An 18,344-nucleotide genomic window follows, 5' to 3' on the forward strand; every position below is an offset into this window, starting at 1 on the left:
GCATCGGCGATTTCCCGCTTCAACTCCTTCGAATTAACGGACGAATCCGACGCCGTCTAGTGAATCACCAGAGCCGCGATATGGATAATTGCACCGACACCAGAAGCGCACCAAGAAGAAGCGAGAGCGAAATCCCAGGTAGAAAAAAGAGCCCAATCGTTCACGTCATGCCCTGACAACACGAATACTACAGCCTCTCACCAACGCCTGTATAACACTCGTTACTCGTTGAAATTCGCGTCTCCAACTTTAACATCCATTACAGGTCAATCCCACTGTCGGGAACTGAACGTGACCCTCTGATGATTACCTGCTATCCCATCATTCTTGCAGCTACAGCTGTACTCTGTTGCGACCCCTCGATAGCCTAATCGAGTGACCAATACACGATCTATCTGTGCGTCTTCAGAAATCGCTTTCCCTGCTGGTACGGGTCCTGAAGTTCACATCGAATTTGGAGGCCGTATTGCCGAGACCATGAAGTCCACGCCATGGTCACCGTTGCCTTATTATCGCCAGACGGATGTGATGATCAGTTTTTGCTTAGACAATCTGAATCGGCCGTCTAAGCAGATCTCTACGAATTTTAATAAAAACCAGAGATGAATCTCCCCAGTGCCTTCTACAGGCGGAGCAGGCCGAGTGCCTCGGGGCTTGACCCCGAGGCGGTTCACGGCCTATTCTCGATTTAACACTGTCTTATTCAGAGACTATTCGTTCCAAGGATTGGAGACAATAGTAGCCGAGTACAGTGTTGCCATCGTCGGATGAAATTGCTGGGGGTGATACCGACCGAACCAACAACGTTCGATATCTGGGGGATTACCTGATAGGGCTTGAGCCTGTAGTAGTCACATGGCGAGTCTCCGTCTCGGTTCGCTGTTCGGCATCCCGATCAGACTGGGCGTTTCGTTCTTGTTGATCCTCCCACTGCTGGCCTACCTCATCGGTTCGCAGGTTGGCCTCACAGTGAACCTAATCAACGGGATCTTCAGGACCCCACTCGATCCTGACCCGCTTACCGCGGGGTTGCTCCCCTGGCTCTTGGGAGTGGGTGCTGCACTCGGCCTCTTCGCCAGCGTTCTCTTGCACGAACTAGGCCACTCACTCGTAGCACGCCGGTACGGCCTTGAGACTGAATCGATCACGCTGTGGTTCTTAGGCGGTCTCGCACAGTTTGCGGAGTTGCCTGACGACTGGCGCCAGGAGTTCGCAATCGCCATCGCCGGCCCGGTCGTTAGCGTCGCACTTGGAGTCCTGTTCTACGGGTTGTTCGAACTGCTCGCTGGCAGGCTCCCCGCAGTTCGGTTCGTGATCGGCTACTTAGCGGTGCTCAATGTGGTGCTCGCGGTGTTCAATATGCTTCCGGGATTCCCGATGGATGGTGGGCGAGTCCTCCGCGCGGTGCTCTCGCGCAACCGGTCGCGCTTGCGGGCAACCCGCATCGCAGCTGCCGTCGGGAAAGGATTCGCGTTCCTACTTGGAATCGCTGGGGTCGTTACGTTCAACCTGTTTTGGATCCTCATCGCCTTCTTCATCTATATCGCCGCAACGAGCGAGACCAACCAGGAGGTTATGCAGGCAGCCTTCGAGGGACTGACCGTCAGGGAGATAATGACGCCGGCGGTCGAACTCGATACGGTGGCACCTGAGACGTCGATCGATACCTTGCTTGATCGGATGGTCCGCGAACGTCACACCGGGTATCCGGTCGTCGATGGCGATGACCTCGTCGGCATCGTCACGCTCGAAGACGTCCAAGAACGAGCATCCGACCGCCGAGATGATGCGACAGTCGATGACATCATGTCGACAGATCTGGTGACGGTCCGACCCGGCGGCGAGGCGGCGAATGCGCTCACGACCCTCCAGCAGGAGGATATCGGTCGGCTTCTCGTAACCGAAGGCGATGGCTCGCTCGCGGGTCTGATCTCGCGGACAGACCTGATGACGGTCCTCGAAATCACTCAGACCAGTCAATCGACGGCCGCCACCTCACCGACAATCGAACTCTGAGTATGATTCATTGAGAGGGAGTTTCAACTCAAAGGCGGAGTATCGACCTGGTTGATGAATACGTGATTCAAAGCGTCGAAGATGCAACCGTAGTGTGGTGTGTCCACATCTGCTTAGTGCAACATGAGGCAGTGGATGTTCGATACGGAATAGAAATACTTCGGCTCTTGTGGGACACACCATGGTTAGAAGAATACCTTAGTGTTAATGAGAATTGAAACAAAAGCCGACACGTGGGGTAATTATTAACTAGTCACAGCATAAGATAATATCAAATGGAAACGTTCCCAATCGCCGGCCAGATCATCAACACAAAGCTCATCTTTGGTCTGACTGCCCGCGACATTGGCGAAGCACTCGTCATTCCGTTTCTCGGCCTTGGCATTGCCCAGAGTCTCGGCGCCTCAGGTGATCTCTTTCTCATTGCGACCGGTCTTGCGCTTGCTCTTGGTGTGGTAATTCTCCTCATCACGCCGGCTGCACAGCGGCCACTGAGCTACGCACGAGCCTGTGTTCACTATTACCTCGGTACCACGACCTACCGAAATCGCCGGACGCGACCCGCCACGGAAACGACGAAAACCCAAGATGTGGTTGGCGTCCGCCACGCTGGCCTCGACATCGAGACGATTGAAGCGGAAGACGACCACGACTCCCATCAGTAAACAACCATGGATTCACCACCGCCTGCTACCGACACCTCGACAGCCACTACTGGACAGTCAACCAGTCGAGACGGAGCCGAAACCGAGACGACCGAATCTGATTCTACGACTGCAACCGACGGATCAGCCACAGAGCCATCCGCTGACGGTCCCACTGTACGGACAGCACTAGGGATAGCCGATCACGCATCCAAAACCGATGCGAAACGGCCTGAATCAGATTTGGACGTCCTCCGAGCAATGGATGCCGCCCTCGAAGCAATTGACACGGACCTCCCAACGGCTCGTGAGGAAGCACGAGCTCGTGACCAGTTCCACCTCGAAGACAAACTCAACAAGAGAACGACGACGCAGGCACAACTCGGCTTTGACTATGTGCGTGATGACGGCATCGCAGTCGACGGTGAGGACTATATCGGACTCGTGAAGGTCAAACCCCGGAACTGGCTGACGCTCAACTATGAGCAACGTCGGCAGGTCATGAGTGATTACATCTCTTTTCTGATGGCACTTGATTGGTCGATCGCCATTCCGTGCTATCCGAGAGAGTTCGACCTCGGTGAGCACTACAACAAGTTCATTCGCGGTGGGACAAGTGTCGCTGCACGCGGCCAGTCCCCGATTCTCCAGTATGGTCGGCGCTACTACATCCAGTGGGCACAGGACAACATCGACGGCTCGGGGATCAAAACACGCGACTACTACATCGTCATCCGCGTCAACGCCGCACAGGTCACGACAAACCTGGATACTGGGAGTGTGCTCAATCAACTAAGCACGCTCCCGCTTATCGGCTCTGCTGGCGCGAACATTCTCAAACGCCTTCCATGGGTCAAGAACCACGAGAAGGCAGAAACCGAACTGTGTATCCGCGAAGTGCACAATCGCCAGCGCCGCGTCATCGACAAACTTGGACGGACAGACGTCACGACTGAATTAGTCAACACTCGCCAGGAGACGATGGAAATCCTGTATCACTACTACAATCACGTGAAACCGGAGTTCGACCGCTTTGATCACGCGACATTCTCGAAGGGGGAGATCTAACGATGGGGTTTCGCCTCCGGTCGCTCATTCCCGGCCTGAAGAGCGAACCAGGACTAGATGAGATCGATGATGAGGTCTTCGACCGGGCAACTGCCATTCTCGAAGCGAATGGCGACGAACTCTCGAAGGAAAACATCCAGGCCCAAGCGAAACATCTCCTCGAACTCGAAACTGCCGAGGACGGTGAGATTCGTCTCGGTGTACTTCAAGATGAGACAGAACGCTCGCTCGCCGACCGGGACATCATCGCCCCACACGAGATCGTCGAGGAATCAGGGCTCTTAGAGTCAGGATACATGGTCCGGGGTGGTCAGTACGTGCGCACGATGACGATCCATGGCTATCCGGAGCGTGTTCCACTCGGGTGGCTTGACGACCTCTATACGACGCACGACAACATCCGGGTGACACAGCACATCCGGCCGCGTGATTCACACGAGATTCTGCGGAAACTTCGCAATCGACTCACACAACTTCGTGCCCGTCTCTATCGGAAGGACGAAAAGAATCAAAGTGATACCCACGAACTCGAATCCGATCATGAAGCCGTCTCGGATCTCATTTGGGATATCATCCGGGGCGAGACGAAGCTGTTCACCTTCGCGATCTATTTCGAGATCATCGCCGATTCAAAGCAGGAATTGAACGAGGCGACTGAGCGTGCACTTGAGATCATCGCCAAAGCGAATACCGAGGCAGTCCCACTCGAGAAGCGCCAAGTCGAGTCACAGGACGCTCTTGCACCGCTCGGGAATGACCCGATCAAGGCGACCCAATTGATGCAAGAGACGGCTGTCGGCACTATGTTCCCATTCATTGAGCCTGCACTGGCCGATGACGAAGGTGTTTACTACGGATTCGACGGGACACATACACCTGTTCTTCTGGATCGCTATCGGTTCTCCTCATATTCGAAAGTGATTGCAGGAGAGATGGGCTCGGGGAAGACGTTCGCCGAGAAGTACGAGATGTTTCATCGGATGATGATGGATCCCGAAATCGAACTTCTCGTCCTGGATCCACTCGCGGATTTCGTCGACTTTGCCGAAGATCTTGGCGGGCAGGTCATCCGCTTTGGTGGCGAGAACACGATCAACCCACTCGAGATTCGTCGTGGCATCGACGACGTCGTCGAAGATCCGTTCCTCAAGAAGTACCGGTCGGTGATGGAGTTGTTCCGACTGCATTTTGCTTCGGGTGACGGGCAGGCCCTCTCAAATGAGCAAGAGGGGATTCTGCGGCGTGCCGTCTTGCTGTCCTATTACCAGTATGGAATCACCGAAGATCCAGTAACCCACGAAAACACGAGCCCGATTATCGGAGATATCATCGATATCCTCGAACACATCACCGATGGCGATGATCCCACTGAGTTCCTTGACTATCATCCTGACGCCGACAAGCGACGAGTTGCTCCGAAAGTCCAGGATATCGCCGATCGGTTCCGAGAAACGGATGAGCGGCTTGCCTATCAGTTGTTGCTCGGACTCGAGGCCTTCCAGGAGGGCGGCGAGAACGCGAATCTGAACGGCCGGACGAACGTCGAACTCGACAATCGGCTGGTGACGATCGACATGTCCATGTTCTCCGATACAGGCCAAGCCCCGCTGTTTATGCACGTCATGTTCGACTGGATCTACCAGCGAGCCCAAAGCAGCGATCGGCGGACGCAGGTGACGATCGATGAGGCACACTATCTGTTACGCCGAGCCGCCACGACGGATTTGATCGACCTGTTCATCCGGCATAGTCGCCACTTCAACACCGGACTGACGCTGATCTCTCAGACGGTGGATGAGTTCCTCGTTGAATCCACCGAACAGTCTGCAGACGCGCTCGAGAAAGCTCGCGAGATCTACAATCTCTGCAATATCAAGCAGATCTTCCGGCACGAATCAGTGAGCGAGGAGATGATCGCTGCCCACGATCTTACCCACAACGAACAGCGGTTCATCGCTTCTGCACAGACCGGCGAAGACGGAACTCACTCGGAGAGTTTGTTGCTCGTCAATGACTGGAAAAAGCGCATTCAACTGCATGTTGATGAGTTTGCTGTCCACGTGCTCGACGAAGACCTCGATCCGTGGGAGTACTTGATCGAGCAGAATGCGCTCGACACGAGCGATGTTTCCTATTTGCTTGCGGACGGACGCGCCGCAGAGTACGACATTCCTCAATCACTGCTCGAACAGGCTCGCGAATCCACTGCACCGACCAGCTAACACACGAAATTACAGGAATCAATTCACCGCCCATGACAACCACTCGTCGCTACATTCGAATCGAACCAGCCCACGAACGTGTCACACCCTCCGATATCATCTCTCGCCTCGCCGGCCTACGCAAACTGAAGTCTGGCTGGAAGGTCAAATACCATCCTTTGAAAAATGCACCCACGTTCGAATTCCTCGCACTTACCCAAGGGAACCAAACGCCGGTGCGCTTCTATCTCGGTGCCACTGACGAATCGCTGTTGTCGACAGTCCGCTCGGAGTTGACCACCGCCTATCCGGCGAGTTACAACCTGTCAGAGGAAGAACTCACGCTCCCAGAGGAACTTCTCGGGCCGTCCACAGAGAACACCGATACGGACGAAGATACTGTCGAGTCCCAGTCTATCGATGATGCGCGATCGGAACTGTTGAACCGAACACCAATCGCGGCTCGGTGGCAGGGCGTGGCAGCGCGCACTGACGACTGGATGACGCCGCTCACACAGTATTCACAGCTCCACGCGACACAGAATGGCGATAGTGCATCGGCAAAGGCCCCGCTTGCAACGGCAGTCGAGCGGCTTGCGAACGCGAGTGCCCCCACCGTTTTGCAAGTGTTATTCACTCGGTATGCGGACTGGGAGAAGGTTGCCAACACTCGCAAGGAGAATATTCAGACGAAACGTGATGGGTTCGTCCAGACCACGAAAACCAACTTCAGAGATATGCTTCGGGGGTATGACGAAGAAGAGATTCGCGATCGACGACGTGGCCGAGACGCGCCACAGATCGGGGAGAATATCGGCCAATCACCAAACGCCACAAGTGGAGGAGCTGCCTCCCGGCAAACACTCATCGACCAGAAAAACCCGTCCCAGACATTTCTGGTAAACATGCGTGCAGCGGGGGTGCCACCTGCTGATGCAGACGATCCGACGATCGGAACGATAGAAAATGACGTCGACGCGCTTGCGAACGCGTTCAACCATCTCGATGGGGCGTACTATGAACTCGACGGGAACCGTCTCACGAAAGGACTGACCAATCTTCGTGACCCAGCAAAGAAAGAGCTCAAACGGCTGCTCGATCGGTCACTCAAGATTTCACGCCAAGGACGAAAGCGCCCGCAGCTCATTTTGAATGCAGACGAACTCGCCAATTTCGTGACTGTACCGAGTGCCCATACATTGACTACTGAGGGTGCTCGTGGCACCCGTGGCAAAGAGCGGCTCCGCCAGCCGTTGTCACTCCCAGCACCGGAGATGCTGGACCGATTATCAGCACCCGGAATGGCGATTGGTCTGCCGCTCAAAGATCGAGACCAACCACTTGATGACGCGGTGTACGTTCACATATCGACACTCGTCACACACTACATTCGCGCTGCTTCGACCGGCTCGGGCAAGTCAAAAAGCGTCCAGAATGACATGCTGACACTGAGTGAGCACGTCGGCGGTCCAACAGTGTTGCTCGAATCGAAAGGCGATGCAATGGTTGAAAACTATCTGAAAGCGCATTATGCGAAATTCGGCACGCTGGACAACGTTTATCACTTCGATGCGCCGGAGATGTTGCCAGCCTTCTCTTTTTTCGATATTCGTCCCAAGCTTGCGATGGGTCGACGCCGCGAAGACGCGATCCAGGATACCGTCGAGCACTTCCACGAAGTCATGCGGCTGATTCTCGGGAAAGAAACGCACGATCGAGCGTTCGTTGCGAACGAGATCCTGACGTTCTTGATCAAAGCATTATTTGACAAGGAATACGGTCAGGATGCGTTCAGCCTCGATACACTCATTGAGGCTGTCTATCAGATGCGCCATGAACGCATCATCCCGGAAATTTGTGCAGAGAATTCGCACATCGAGCGGGCACTACTCCAGCAATGTGAGTTAGACGAGGCGCAATTCCAGCAGTCGATGGGTGGGGCTGCGAATCGATTGAACAAACTGGTCGAACTCGAACACCTCTATCAAATCTTCAATCATGTTCCCGAGTGGGATGATGAAGCCAACGAATACACTGAGAACGTCTTCGACTTTCGGCACTTCCTCGATGAAGATGCGGTGATTCTGTTCGACATCGGTGACTTGCGTACCGACTCGCGCAACGCATTGACGATGGTCCTATTGAGTAACCTCTGGGATGCGGCGCAGGGATGGTCCGATGAGAACACAGCAGATGGAGGAGAACCAATGGCCAGTGACGAGACAATTGCGAACGTTATTATTGAAGAGGCAGCAGCAGTTGCGACCTCTGAACTCGTTTATGAGGAATTTTTGCCCCAAGGTAGGGGCTTCGGGGTGAGCCTTGGCCTGATCATGCAGTACCCCGATCAAGTGAACGATCACAGTCGGTCGAATCGACCGTATAAAGAGATCTTGAACAACGTGAAGACGAAAATCATCGGGAACATCGAGGTTGACGATGAGCTCGCGAAATCGATGGCCCATGAGAATTTATCCAAACAAGATCTCAGCAAGCGGATACAACGGTTGCCGTCTGGCGAGTGGGTCGTGCAACTTCCGAGTCCCGGGTTTGGCAAAACAGATCCGACGACATTCTCACTCGCACCATTACCCATTCCAGAGGGACATCCGGAAAGTGATGAGCCACTCGCCGATGACGCACTCCACCTCTTTGAAGAGATGGCCCGTCCACAGGTCAGACGACGAACTCAGACTGAATGCAGTATCCCCAATCGTCCGAGCAAGATCGGGCATGGGGATGCACGGGATACGCTTGAAGAGATGGGTGAGGAGAGCACCGCAGAGACAGACGGATCTCAAGAGCACACAGCCGACGCTGAAGCTGCCGACGGTGGCACTCCAACCGAGACACCCTTCTTCGGTGCAGATGGTGTGAGTGACGCCACAGACACAGCTGAAGACGGCGAGGTCGAATCGGACACAGAAGACACACCAGCGAGCGACCGACCGAGTGACGAACAGAATTTCGGAGATGCTTCCATGTTCGGCGCTCCGACGACGGAGCAGTCACCACCCGAAGGCTCACCGAACTCCACATCGTCCGAGCAGACAGAAACGGGTACCCAGAATGGACCTAGTAGCGAAGGAGAGGAGAATACCACAGACGCAGGTGAAGAGACGTCAGATACGAATAACACGGGAGACGGACCCGATGATGCTGCACTCTCCGAGCACGTCCACTACGATGTAGATGTTGACGGCTACGTCTGTGCTCTCTGTGGTACCGAGTATACGGTGTCTGAGGAGCGACGAGCAAGCGCCTGCTGTCAGTTCGCGTCGAAAGACGAGGTGTTCGTTGCCGCTCGGCGGGCGCACAAGACGACTGACTCCACGAGTAACCTCCTTGATCGACTCCGGAAAATCGCAGCCCATGCTGAAGACTACGGCATTGAAATCTCTCTCCAGGAGTTTGCATCGCTCGATGCACCTGCTAATGAATCCGGCTCGTCGGAGGAAGAGACGTCAGAGCCACGTCCAGAACCCGAACAAACACAAGCACCAGATACGACGGCAGCAGGTCGTTTCAGCGACGCGACGACGGATATTCCCGATACAACGCTTCGAGCAGAGGGTGTGACACGCGATGAAGCAGCATTCCTCGGTCTCGTGCTTGATGCGATGAACCACCAGCTTGAGGAGTACTCGCTCACAGAGAGTATGGCCGATTTCGACGAGCCGTTTGCCAATCTCGACGTAGAGACACTCATACAGAAGGGGTTCCTCGAGAAGCATCGCGCCTTCCGGCAGACGTACTACACCGTGTTGCCAGCCGGGCGAAGCTTCCTCGACCGATCACTGGCTGTGAACCCGGGGGTGGGCGATCTTGGCGAGAAAACCCCGCACAAAGCCGGTGTCATATTCCTTGAACAATGGCTTGTCCAGTACCACGATGTCGACCGAACTGAACGCTACTATCAGCACGACTCGGGGACTGTTTTCGATGTTGCAGGATTTGACGCTTCAGGCGACCTCTGTTGGGTCGGCGAAGTTGAAACGACGAGTCATAACACGGACGCCGTGGTCGCTGATTACGAAAAGCTCGCGAAGGCCGATGCAAACGCTGCGTGGGCATTCGAAGACCGAGGGTGCGCGATCGACGTGATCGACACGCTCATTGAGACCGGTCCGCTCGATCTCTCGCTGACTGCAACCCAGAAACAGACGGTCAGTGCGCTTCGCGCCGCTCTCAGCCAAACCGCAATCCCCGGCATGACCGCTGTGAATACATTCCGGAGTCTCAAAACGGAGGTTGACACCGAGCGATGACGGCGACGTGGCGCGAAGCAACTCGCGACGAGCTTCATACCTACTACACGGAGTCATTTCCAGGGAAAACCGACGTATTGCCGTCGTTCATTACCGTCGAAGGGCCGAAGGAGTACGCTCTCGCGTTCAGTGAACCATACCCAGTTCGAAAGCAGAATACACCCGATCGAACGTTCATCCGGCGGGAGACGTGGCAGACAAGCGACTCAGGTGATCGAATTGCACAACACTTCGACTCACTAGACGAGCTGATCGAGTTCATCCAGTATCCAGCTCGGCACGATCCGTTCCACGGAAGTGATTACGCGCTTGCCGATCCGGATCTTCTCGAACGTTCGGAACCGCGACCCGACGCGGTCTATTATGCGCTTGACCACTGGGAGCGTCCGTGGGTCCTTGCCGTCGATATCGACGCCAAAGACATTGCAGCACGGCGAGCAGCGTCCCAGATGGAAACGACCGCCGAGTCCACGGAACCAGTCGGATCTGACCAGCTTCGCGATGCCGGCATTCTTGACAGCGCACCCGAGGGCTATCCCTATACGTTTGCGGATATCGAGCACGCTCTCGAATACGGGTTTGCTGTTCAGGAGATTTTCGAGGACGACTTTGCAGCCACGGAAACGATGGTCGTCTACTCGGGCCAGGGATGTCACGTCTATCTGCTTGATACCGACCGCAAGCACCGCTACGACGAACAGAGTCGGGAAGTGATCAACGACCTGCTGCTCGAAGAATACGAGATCCCCATCGATCCGGTTGTCACGGCCGACCGCCGCCGTGTCCTGCGACTGCCATACTCGCTGCACGCCGATGCCTCGCGGGTCGTCCAACCGATCGAGAGCCCGAATTTCGACTTCCGAACCGAAGCCGCTCCCAGTTTTCTCGAAGCATGAACCGAACAACACCGCTAAACGACGAATACATGGCGTATCGAGTGGCGGCACTGCCCCGTGATGAAGGTCAGTACCAGTTGACACAGTTGTTTGAACGTGGGTATCAGCGCTGGATGGTTGATGATACACAAGAAACAGAGAAGTTGCTCGCGGATGTTGAGCAGTTCACGTGTGATGCATTTGCGCCAAGCACACGTCGGAAGGCTGCAGAGCGACCCTATGTTGATGATCCAGGAATGCTCGCAGTACTCACGACCCTCGGTGCTGTCTGTATCATGGATCATCCCAAACTCGAAGATACACCGCCTCGGCGTCTCGCTCTGCTCGGTGATCTGCGCGAACTGTATGTGAACAACATCGGCTCGCTCATTCGTGAGTATGATGACTTCGCCCTGCATCAGGAGATCGCCGAAATTCTCTATGCGAAAGAGCCGGGTGAAGACGGCCCTCACTCTGGACGCGTCTGTACAGACATCACGACACGCCCTGCGTTCGGTGACGGATACTATCTTGAGATTCCACTCGTCGCTGCCTCGCGGAAATGCTTGGCACGGACAGATCGTGACGGCGACCAACAGGGCGAAATCCAGGCACACGTCGCAGACAATCACCTCTATGTGCCCGTCTCTGATTTTATGACGAAGTATCGGTCGTATGCCGAAGATGCGTTTGGACGACTCCTCGCAGCTCAAGAAGAAGCGCTCACGCCCGAGCAACGCAGTTGGCTAACTGCGAACGAGTCGGCGATCACCGAACGGATCGACCGGTTTTTCGCTGCCGGGCAAACTCATCGCCTTTGGAAGAACTGGAGCCGACAGAAGCGGGATTTGCTGACGATCATCAACGCTGTCAAAGCTGCGGACGCTGACACGGTGCAGCTGGGCAAATCGCAGACAGCACGAGAACTCTATGATGCATTGGACGCCTATGAGCCCGATCAACTGTGGGAACAACACGCTTGTGACGCGATTTCGACCCCACGAAGCCTCGGGAACATCCTCTCCGCGATGCAAAATCACGCGAGCGTAACTGTCGAACAGGCATGGCAAAATCGCTATACGCTCACCGAGTACAGCGATGGCGCACAACCGATTCATATTGACGATCTCGAGGATCTCTTCGAACTTCCCTGCCTGGCGGCGATGGACGAACGGCTCCAGGAGAAAAAGCCCGTTCGAAAAGATCTGTTCAATCTCGTGCGGATGGCATGGTGGTTGCCCCAGTATCGAGACGCAAGCACAGCAGAATTCATCAGTGATGTGAAAGACCTGTTTTCCCGGTGGTCCTGGTACGATGAAGAGACGACGGAGTACCAGATTCGATACGAACTTGAGAACGAGATCGACGGCGAGATTCCCCTTCCAATGAATTGTTCGAACGATGATATGCAACGCTACTGTATCGGGCGCGATCAGTGTCCATACTCAATCTATGGGAGTCTTCCGTTCCCAGATGAACTGTATAAACAGCTCGATAGTCAATCGACATCGGGAACTAATTGAACCGGAAATGGACTACTCTACCACAAAATAGTCAAATGCCAGTCATTGTTTTCCAGTTGGCGACAATGCTGCAAACCTAAGGCTGGATTTAGCTCTTCTATGCAAGGATTTTCGGCTTCTCAGCGGTTTTGACCTCCAAATCCTAAGGTTGGAATAGTAACAAGAAATCTGAGGCCTAAGGTTGGATGGTTTACATAATTGGATAGCAGATCGAAAAGTGGTGTTATTAGCGGTTTGAGACGCTGTAAGGCTGCATTTACAATTTAGAATCGCTCTAGACAATCCTAAGGCTGGATTTTACGGCCGGAAACCAGCCCTACGACCCTCTAGGCAATTTTAAAACTGCCAGAGGCCGACCTGTACCTCCAAAATCTTCCAAAGTAATAGTGGGGTACAGGGGTGCAGGTGGAGAGGATGTAAGTGCTGAATTACGAGGGAGGGCGAAGATCGCGACAATCACGGAAATGTCAATATCAGGGAACAAAGAAAGTCGAGCAATTGGAACCGTACAAAGAAGGGTGGCGATCCGACAGAGAGGAACAACAATGGGGGGTCAACCAATGGACGAGTCACGCGTAAATGAGGTCGCAGTCACTACCAACCGATTGTTTCAACAATTGTATATTTTGAGTAGAGTGCGTGCATTCGTCGTCGGTCAAGTGAGGACATACTACCATGGCTTGAATCGAGTGGTACCCCAGTATCGTGAGCAGTACAATCGCCGGCTTTGGTCGTTATATATCAATCCCATATCATACTGAGGAGGTCTATTTACACCAACAAGCGAGACGGTATTCTTTGTAGTTGGACTGGTATGAGATATGGACGGTGGCTCTCTTGAGGACGCCGAATTGGTCCACTCGCTCCGGGAAAACGCTCGATACCGTCTGTGAGAGTTAAAAACCTTCGAGCTTAAACGTCGCTCACCTACTCGATTGCTTCGACTGTCGTCGTTTCGCTCAGTCGCGTGAGCAGCGTCGTAGCCTTCTCGTTTGCACATTCTCGGGAAACGCCAGCGTCGACAAATCCTTCTATCACTCGAATGCGAATCTGATCTCCATCGAGTGAATCCGACGGCTCAATGTAGCCACGGTCTTCGAAATACGTCTCGAGATCGTTGATCTTCCTAGTTAGGAATTGATCGACTTCCCCATCTCGTAGTGCGTCGATAACTCGCTCGCCATCGTTCCCTACAGACTCGGCGAGTGCTACCACTTCATCGATGAACCTACTGCTGACGGCACCTGACGATTCGAGGACTTGTCTGTCGACCGGTTTCCCACGGCCGACTTTCCACGCTGCTACGAACGCATCAAGCGCCTCTGCGTTCTGCCGGACTGGCTTTAAACGATCTGTCTCCTCTACTACAATCCCCTCACTCCCGCGTTCGAGGAGATTATTTAGTGGTCCCCATCGCTCGATCCCGAGCTCTAGCAGTTGGTGTAACAACTCGACGTCCTCAAGGACGTACCAGAGGTGTGCTGTGCCAACCCCCTGATGGGGATCAAACGGTTCCACGCCGAGCGCGTCTCTATATGAGGCGTGGTCGTGGGCATCAGGACTGGGGAGTTCAGGCGTCAGGGTGACCGCGCCGTCTACGTCCGGAATTTGGACCGCTTTCTCGAGTCCTCGTGCGTTTGCCAAGTCGGTTACGTTGTGATCGATGCTCGCTGTCTCTTCCAGTGCATTGAGCCACTTTGCCACCTCATCGCCTTGTGCGGTGAAATAGAATACCTGTCGCCCGTCTCGAGCAAGCTCTATCATCGACTCGATAATCACAGTGGCCCTGTGGTCGTCGGTATTCGCTAATGTCTCATCGAGCAGGAGCGGGAGCTTGATGCCCTGCTCTTGTTGTTCGATGAACGCAATTCGGACGGCCAGCAGCACCTGCACTCGAGTCGCACTCGAAAGTTCGTCCAGTGTAAACCCCTTCTGTTTGGCCGTGTCGAAGGCTCGGAACGTCGTCTCTTCCTCGTCGAGATCCAACCGATAGCGCCCCCCTGTAATCGTCGTTAGGATTTCACGAGCACGTTGAAACACCGCCGGTCTGCTCGCGTCCATCGTCGTCTCCTGAACGTGGTCGACGAGTACATCACCGACTGTCGAAGAATAATCGTCGTCGAATTGCTCTTTAAGAGCGTCCAACGCTCGTTTTTTCTGGGTGATCGCGTTCTCGACCGCATCGTCAGTCTTTGCGTCGTCTATTCTCGTCTCTATCTCGGTGATTTCGGTCTGAGTGTCGTCGTAGCCTGCCGCTGTCTCTTCTGCTTGACGTTGTTCCTCTCTGAGTTCGGGAATGGCTCGCTCTTTGAGGTCATGCTCGTACCCTGGGAGGTTCTCGAGCTTTTCTGCCTCATTTTCTGCGAGAGCGCTCGCTGTTTCGACCGTAGTTTTTGTGTCTTCGAAGTCCTCAATCTGCTCACAGAGAGCTTGCAGTTCGTCGTGGTCTCCCGGAGTGAGGTCGAGCGTAGTAAAAATCCGGTCTCGGTCCGAGCGCAACTGCTCGATTTTTTCATCGGCCTCTGATATCGTCTGCTTGGCGCGTTCAAGGTCGCTTTGTGCAGTCTCGTGCTGGCTGTTCCGCTGTTCAAGATTCCGGATAGCTTCTTTTGCGGCTGGCGCATTCTCGACATCCTCGTACCCGTACGGCTGTAGTTTCGATTGAAGTTCGTTCTTCGCCGAATCGAGTTGTTCCTCGACAGCATTACGTTCGTCTTGGAGTCTCACCACCTCGTCGTGGGCCTTCTGCCACTCCAGCACCCGTTTCGTAATTACGGTGAGTTCGACGTCAGTCGTGTCTGGGGCCGCACCCAAGCTCTCACGTAGTTCTGCCCGCGTCGCTTCGAGTGATCGCTTGTCTTCTTCAAGTTGGTCTCCGTTCGCTGTGAGAGCTTCACGTCGCTGGTCGCGTTCCGCTGCGAGTTGCTGCTGTGCAATCGAGTCGTAGAGTTCGGTGAGGCGGGCTCGCACTCCATCTACCGTCCACGAATCCGGTGACCCCAACCCCGTCTGCTCGAAGGAGTCTCGATGTGGCTTCCGCGGATCACTCTCCTCATCAGTCGACGTACGAGATCGATGACCATACAGGAGCACGCCAGCAGCAGCAAGGAGCGTCACCAAGAGGGCAGGATTGACTAGCACTCCGAGTGCGAGACCTGCCGCCGAGAGCAGTGCAGCAGAAACGAGAGCGACCCTGAATGCCGCGTCACCTCCGTTCGAAGTATTCGGTGAAGCCGTTGCCAACCATTCTTCGAGCGACTGACTTCCTCGTTGCAGCGTTTGAAGATCCTGTTCGAGCTCTTCGTCGTTTTCCAGTAGTTCTTCGACGGCCGTCCGAGACTCCCGTTTCGCTCGTACTTTTTCTGCCTTCCGAGCGAATTTCGAGACATCTTTCCAGCTCACCGGGTCAAGTTCACTTAAGTCATTCCTGGTGACGTCAAGCGGGATGTCGTTGCGCGCATTAGCCCTCTTCCCTTTTGCACCGGTGAGTTCGCTTTCGAGGCTATCTGATCGGGTCTCGAACGACTCCAATTTATCTTGGAGCCCTTTCAGCTGTTGGAGCCTCCCATCGGGGAGACCATCCTCTGAGAGGCCAGCGTCTTCGAGTTCCTGCTCGGCTTCGTCTTTCGCATCTTCGGCATCGGTTTTCTTCTCTTGCCACTCCTGGAGTTGGACTTCGAGCTTCGCAACCTCATCCGCTTCATTGCCGTCTACTCGCTCCAAGACGTCCGGGAACTCCTCCAGATCTGTTTCGGCGGCTTCGAGCTCGTCCCGAGCGTCGACGTAACTGATCGCCTGTTCAAGCAGCTCGACTCGCTCCTTGGCTCGTCTGGCGTCCTCCAGATCGTCACGAAGCCTCGCAAGTCGATCTTGCTTCCGTCGTAACTCGCTAACGTTGCTTTGTGCGTTACGCAGGTCCTCAACGGCCTGTTCGGCGTCCTTGACAACCCCTTTCCCACGGGTGATTGTGGAGTCATCGTATCCGAGTTCGTCGCGTGCTGCAGCAAGGTCATACCCGCCAGCGGATTCCCGTTCGACAGTCTCTGCAAAGGTCGCGTTTCGGGTTTCTTGCTGGAGGAGGGTGTGAAGTGAGAGTCGGTAGCGGTCGCGTTGGTCGACAGGCGGTAGATTCGGCCGACCGACATCCTTTCCATCCTGCTGATAGCTTGTACGACTGCCGTTCAACTCTACTCGCCACGCATCTCCATTGACTGAGAGACGGCCGACAAGTTCGGCATGACCCTCGGTGGCCTCTGGCCAAAATAACCGCTCTATCGACTTGGCGACCGTCGTTTTTCCGGTCGCATTCGGGCCGTGGACGATATTGATCCCCGAACAAATGTCCTCGACAGCGAATCCCTCGGATTCGAAGCCAGGTGCCCGGCGAATGGTCAGCTCTTCGACGCCGATTGGGTCGTCCGTCATCGTTCGGCCTCCTTCTGATTCACTAATGTATCAAGCAAGACCTGGGCCTCCCGTTTGAGTACTGAAACAGCATCGTCTCGATTTGGTTGGTCGATGTCTGATTCTCGCCGAAGGATGTTGTACGCGTTCGTTCGATGTGTCTGGCGCATCGCGTCCAGCGAGTCCTTTATGAGTGGCTCGTATTCGTCACTCGGTGCTCCATTTTCGAGTTCCAACAGTAGGTTCGCTACGTACGCGACTGCGTCGTCGCCTTCCGCTCGCGTTTCGAGATCGACTTCAGGCTGAGTCTCGATGTCGATTGATTCGATGCGAACGTCGACGGAACCTGTTTTGGTTCCGAGTTGCTCTCGTATCGTCTGGCGTTGCTCGATAAGGGCTGTATGTGCATTCGTTCGGCCAGTGAGGCGAACTCGGGCGAGGAAGAGGTCCAGTGCCCCGACACTGGACGTGGACTGGATATGCTCGTGGATTTCATCCGACAGCAGTGGTGCAACAGCCTGTGGGTCATTCACGCCAGTTACGTCTACCTCGAGTTGGTCGTATCGGACGCTCGCCAGTGGAATCTGTTCGAGCGCGATAGTCCCGTCAGCATCTACGGTGAGTATCCACGGGCCATGCCGACCGGATTCGCCAGGGTCTAACGCCTGTGGTGATCCCGGATAGAGTGTTACTGGGTCAGAGTCGATCCGAATGCCTGGACTGTGAATATGGCCGAGCAACCACGCAATCGCGTGGGTGTTTCGAAGCTCGCTCGATTGGACCGGGGCGTACTGACTCCCACGGGAATCTAACTCTGCGTGAAGCACGCCAATACAGGGAATGTCCCCCTCGGGTAGGTCGTACTCGTCGAACGGAGAGTCGTATACGTGTTCGTCCGGGAACGACCAGCCATCAAAATTCACGATGGGGTCGCCCTCCCGTTCGAGTGCCCACCGTTCCCACGTTCCGTTTTCACCGAGCAAATGGAGATTCTCGAGGTCTAAGTCCTTCACAATCCGTGGCAACACGTCGAAATCGTGGTTTCCAGCGATAGTAATCGTCGGAATCTCGGACTCATCGAGGCGGATAGCGCCGTCCTCAAAGGCACCGTATGCTTCGAAGTATCGGTTCTCCCGGTCAGCGACATCACCAGTGACGACGACCGCGTCAACGTCACGGTCGATAGCCCGTTGGACCGTTTCACGCCAAACGGCTTTCGGAGAAAACTCCGGGCCATCTAATCGCTCGGGAATCCGACTGGGGTGGCGGCCTAGATGAAGGTCGCCGGTACAAAGAATAGTAATATCATCATCGCTCATGCTGGCATATTTCCAGATACGATATT

Annotated in this window: 9 protein-coding genes; 7 read left to right on the forward strand and 2 right to left on the reverse strand. The window is 54.8% G+C overall.

What is annotated here, in order from left to right; translation table 11 throughout:
* Window positions 1–855: 855 nt before the first annotated feature.
* The 7 genes from AC1XDK_RS27290 to AC1XDK_RS27320 all read left to right on the forward strand — a co-directional run bounded on the left by AC1XDK_RS27290 (window position 856) and on the right by AC1XDK_RS27320 (window position 12,595).
* Window positions 856–2,016: a site-2 protease family protein gene (locus AC1XDK_RS27290; protein WP_483353170.1), complete on the forward strand. Its 1,161-nt coding sequence runs from the start codon at window positions 856–858 to the stop codon at window positions 2,014–2,016.
* A 275-nt stretch (window positions 2,017–2,291) separates the two neighbouring features.
* Window positions 2,292–2,681 (forward strand): hypothetical protein, encoded by a 390-nt coding sequence (locus tag AC1XDK_RS27295; protein ID WP_483353171.1) that lies wholly within the window; start codon window positions 2,292–2,294, stop codon window positions 2,679–2,681.
* 240 nt (window positions 2,682–2,921) lie between these two features.
* Window positions 2,922–3,728, forward strand: coding sequence for a TraC-like domain-containing protein (locus AC1XDK_RS27300; RefSeq protein WP_483353172.1), 807 nt, complete (start codon window positions 2,922–2,924; stop codon window positions 3,726–3,728).
* Window positions 3,729–3,730: 2 nt separating this feature from the next.
* The gene (locus AC1XDK_RS27305) at window positions 3,731–5,950 is read left to right on the forward strand and encodes a VirB4 family type IV secretion system protein (RefSeq protein WP_483353173.1); all 2,220 of its coding nucleotides are present in this window, start codon (window positions 3,731–3,733) and stop codon (window positions 5,948–5,950) included.
* Between the two features lie 272 nt (window positions 5,951–6,222).
* Complete coding sequence (locus AC1XDK_RS27310) at window positions 6,223–10,197, forward strand: ATP-binding protein (RefSeq protein WP_483353174.1); 3,975 nt, start codon at window positions 6,223–6,225, stop codon at window positions 10,195–10,197.
* A complete protein-coding gene (locus tag AC1XDK_RS27315; protein WP_483353175.1) occupies window positions 10,194–11,093 on the forward strand; it encodes a bifunctional DNA primase/polymerase in 900 nt (299 codons plus the stop codon). Before AC1XDK_RS27310 ends, AC1XDK_RS27315 begins: the two co-directional genes overlap by 4 nt.
* Window positions 11,090–12,595 (forward strand): primase-associated protein, encoded by a 1,506-nt coding sequence (locus AC1XDK_RS27320; RefSeq protein ID WP_483353176.1) that lies wholly within the window; start codon window positions 11,090–11,092, stop codon window positions 12,593–12,595. The genes AC1XDK_RS27315 and AC1XDK_RS27320 overlap by 4 nt, the downstream gene beginning before the upstream one ends.
* A gap of 927 nt (window positions 12,596–13,522) precedes the next feature.
* Here AC1XDK_RS27320 and AC1XDK_RS27325 read toward each other — a convergent pair.
* Together AC1XDK_RS27325 and AC1XDK_RS27330 are read right to left on the reverse strand one after the other, a co-directional pair.
* Window positions 13,523–17,020 carry an AAA family ATPase gene (locus tag AC1XDK_RS27325; RefSeq protein ID WP_483353177.1) on the reverse strand — a complete coding sequence of 1,166 codons (3,498 nt, stop codon included), beginning with the start codon at window positions 17,018–17,020 and terminating at the stop codon, window positions 13,523–13,525.
* Window positions 17,017–18,318: a metallophosphoesterase family protein gene (locus AC1XDK_RS27330; RefSeq protein ID WP_483353178.1), complete on the reverse strand. Its 1,302-nt coding sequence runs from the start codon at window positions 18,316–18,318 to the stop codon at window positions 17,017–17,019. The genes AC1XDK_RS27325 and AC1XDK_RS27330 overlap by 4 nt, the downstream gene beginning before the upstream one ends.
* Between the last annotated feature and the right edge of the window lie 26 nt (window positions 18,319–18,344).

It is taken from the genome of Haladaptatus sp. HS23 (genome assembly GCF_056892285.1).

What these genes read in the sequence shown, in the direction of transcription:
- AC1XDK_RS27315 (WP_483353175.1), top strand. Translation starts at nt 10,194, where the DNA reads ATGACGGCGACGTGGCGCGAAGCAACTCGCGACGAGCTTCATACCTAC.
- AC1XDK_RS27330 (WP_483353178.1), bottom strand. Translation starts at nt 18,318, where the DNA reads ATGAGCGATGATGATATTACTATTCTTTGTACCGGCGACCTTCATCTA.
- AC1XDK_RS27300 (WP_483353172.1), top strand. Translation starts at nt 2,922, where the DNA reads ATGGATGCCGCCCTCGAAGCAATTGACACGGACCTCCCAACGGCTCGT.
- AC1XDK_RS27325 (WP_483353177.1), bottom strand. Translation starts at nt 17,020, where the DNA reads ATGACGGACGACCCAATCGGCGTCGAAGAGCTGACCATTCGCCGGGCA.
- AC1XDK_RS27290 (WP_483353170.1), top strand. Translation starts at nt 856, where the DNA reads ATGGCGAGTCTCCGTCTCGGTTCGCTGTTCGGCATCCCGATCAGACTG.
- AC1XDK_RS27295 (WP_483353171.1), top strand. Translation starts at nt 2,292, where the DNA reads ATGGAAACGTTCCCAATCGCCGGCCAGATCATCAACACAAAGCTCATC.
- AC1XDK_RS27305 (WP_483353173.1), top strand. Translation starts at nt 3,731, where the DNA reads ATGGGGTTTCGCCTCCGGTCGCTCATTCCCGGCCTGAAGAGCGAACCA.
- AC1XDK_RS27320 (WP_483353176.1), top strand. Translation starts at nt 11,090, where the DNA reads ATGAACCGAACAACACCGCTAAACGACGAATACATGGCGTATCGAGTG.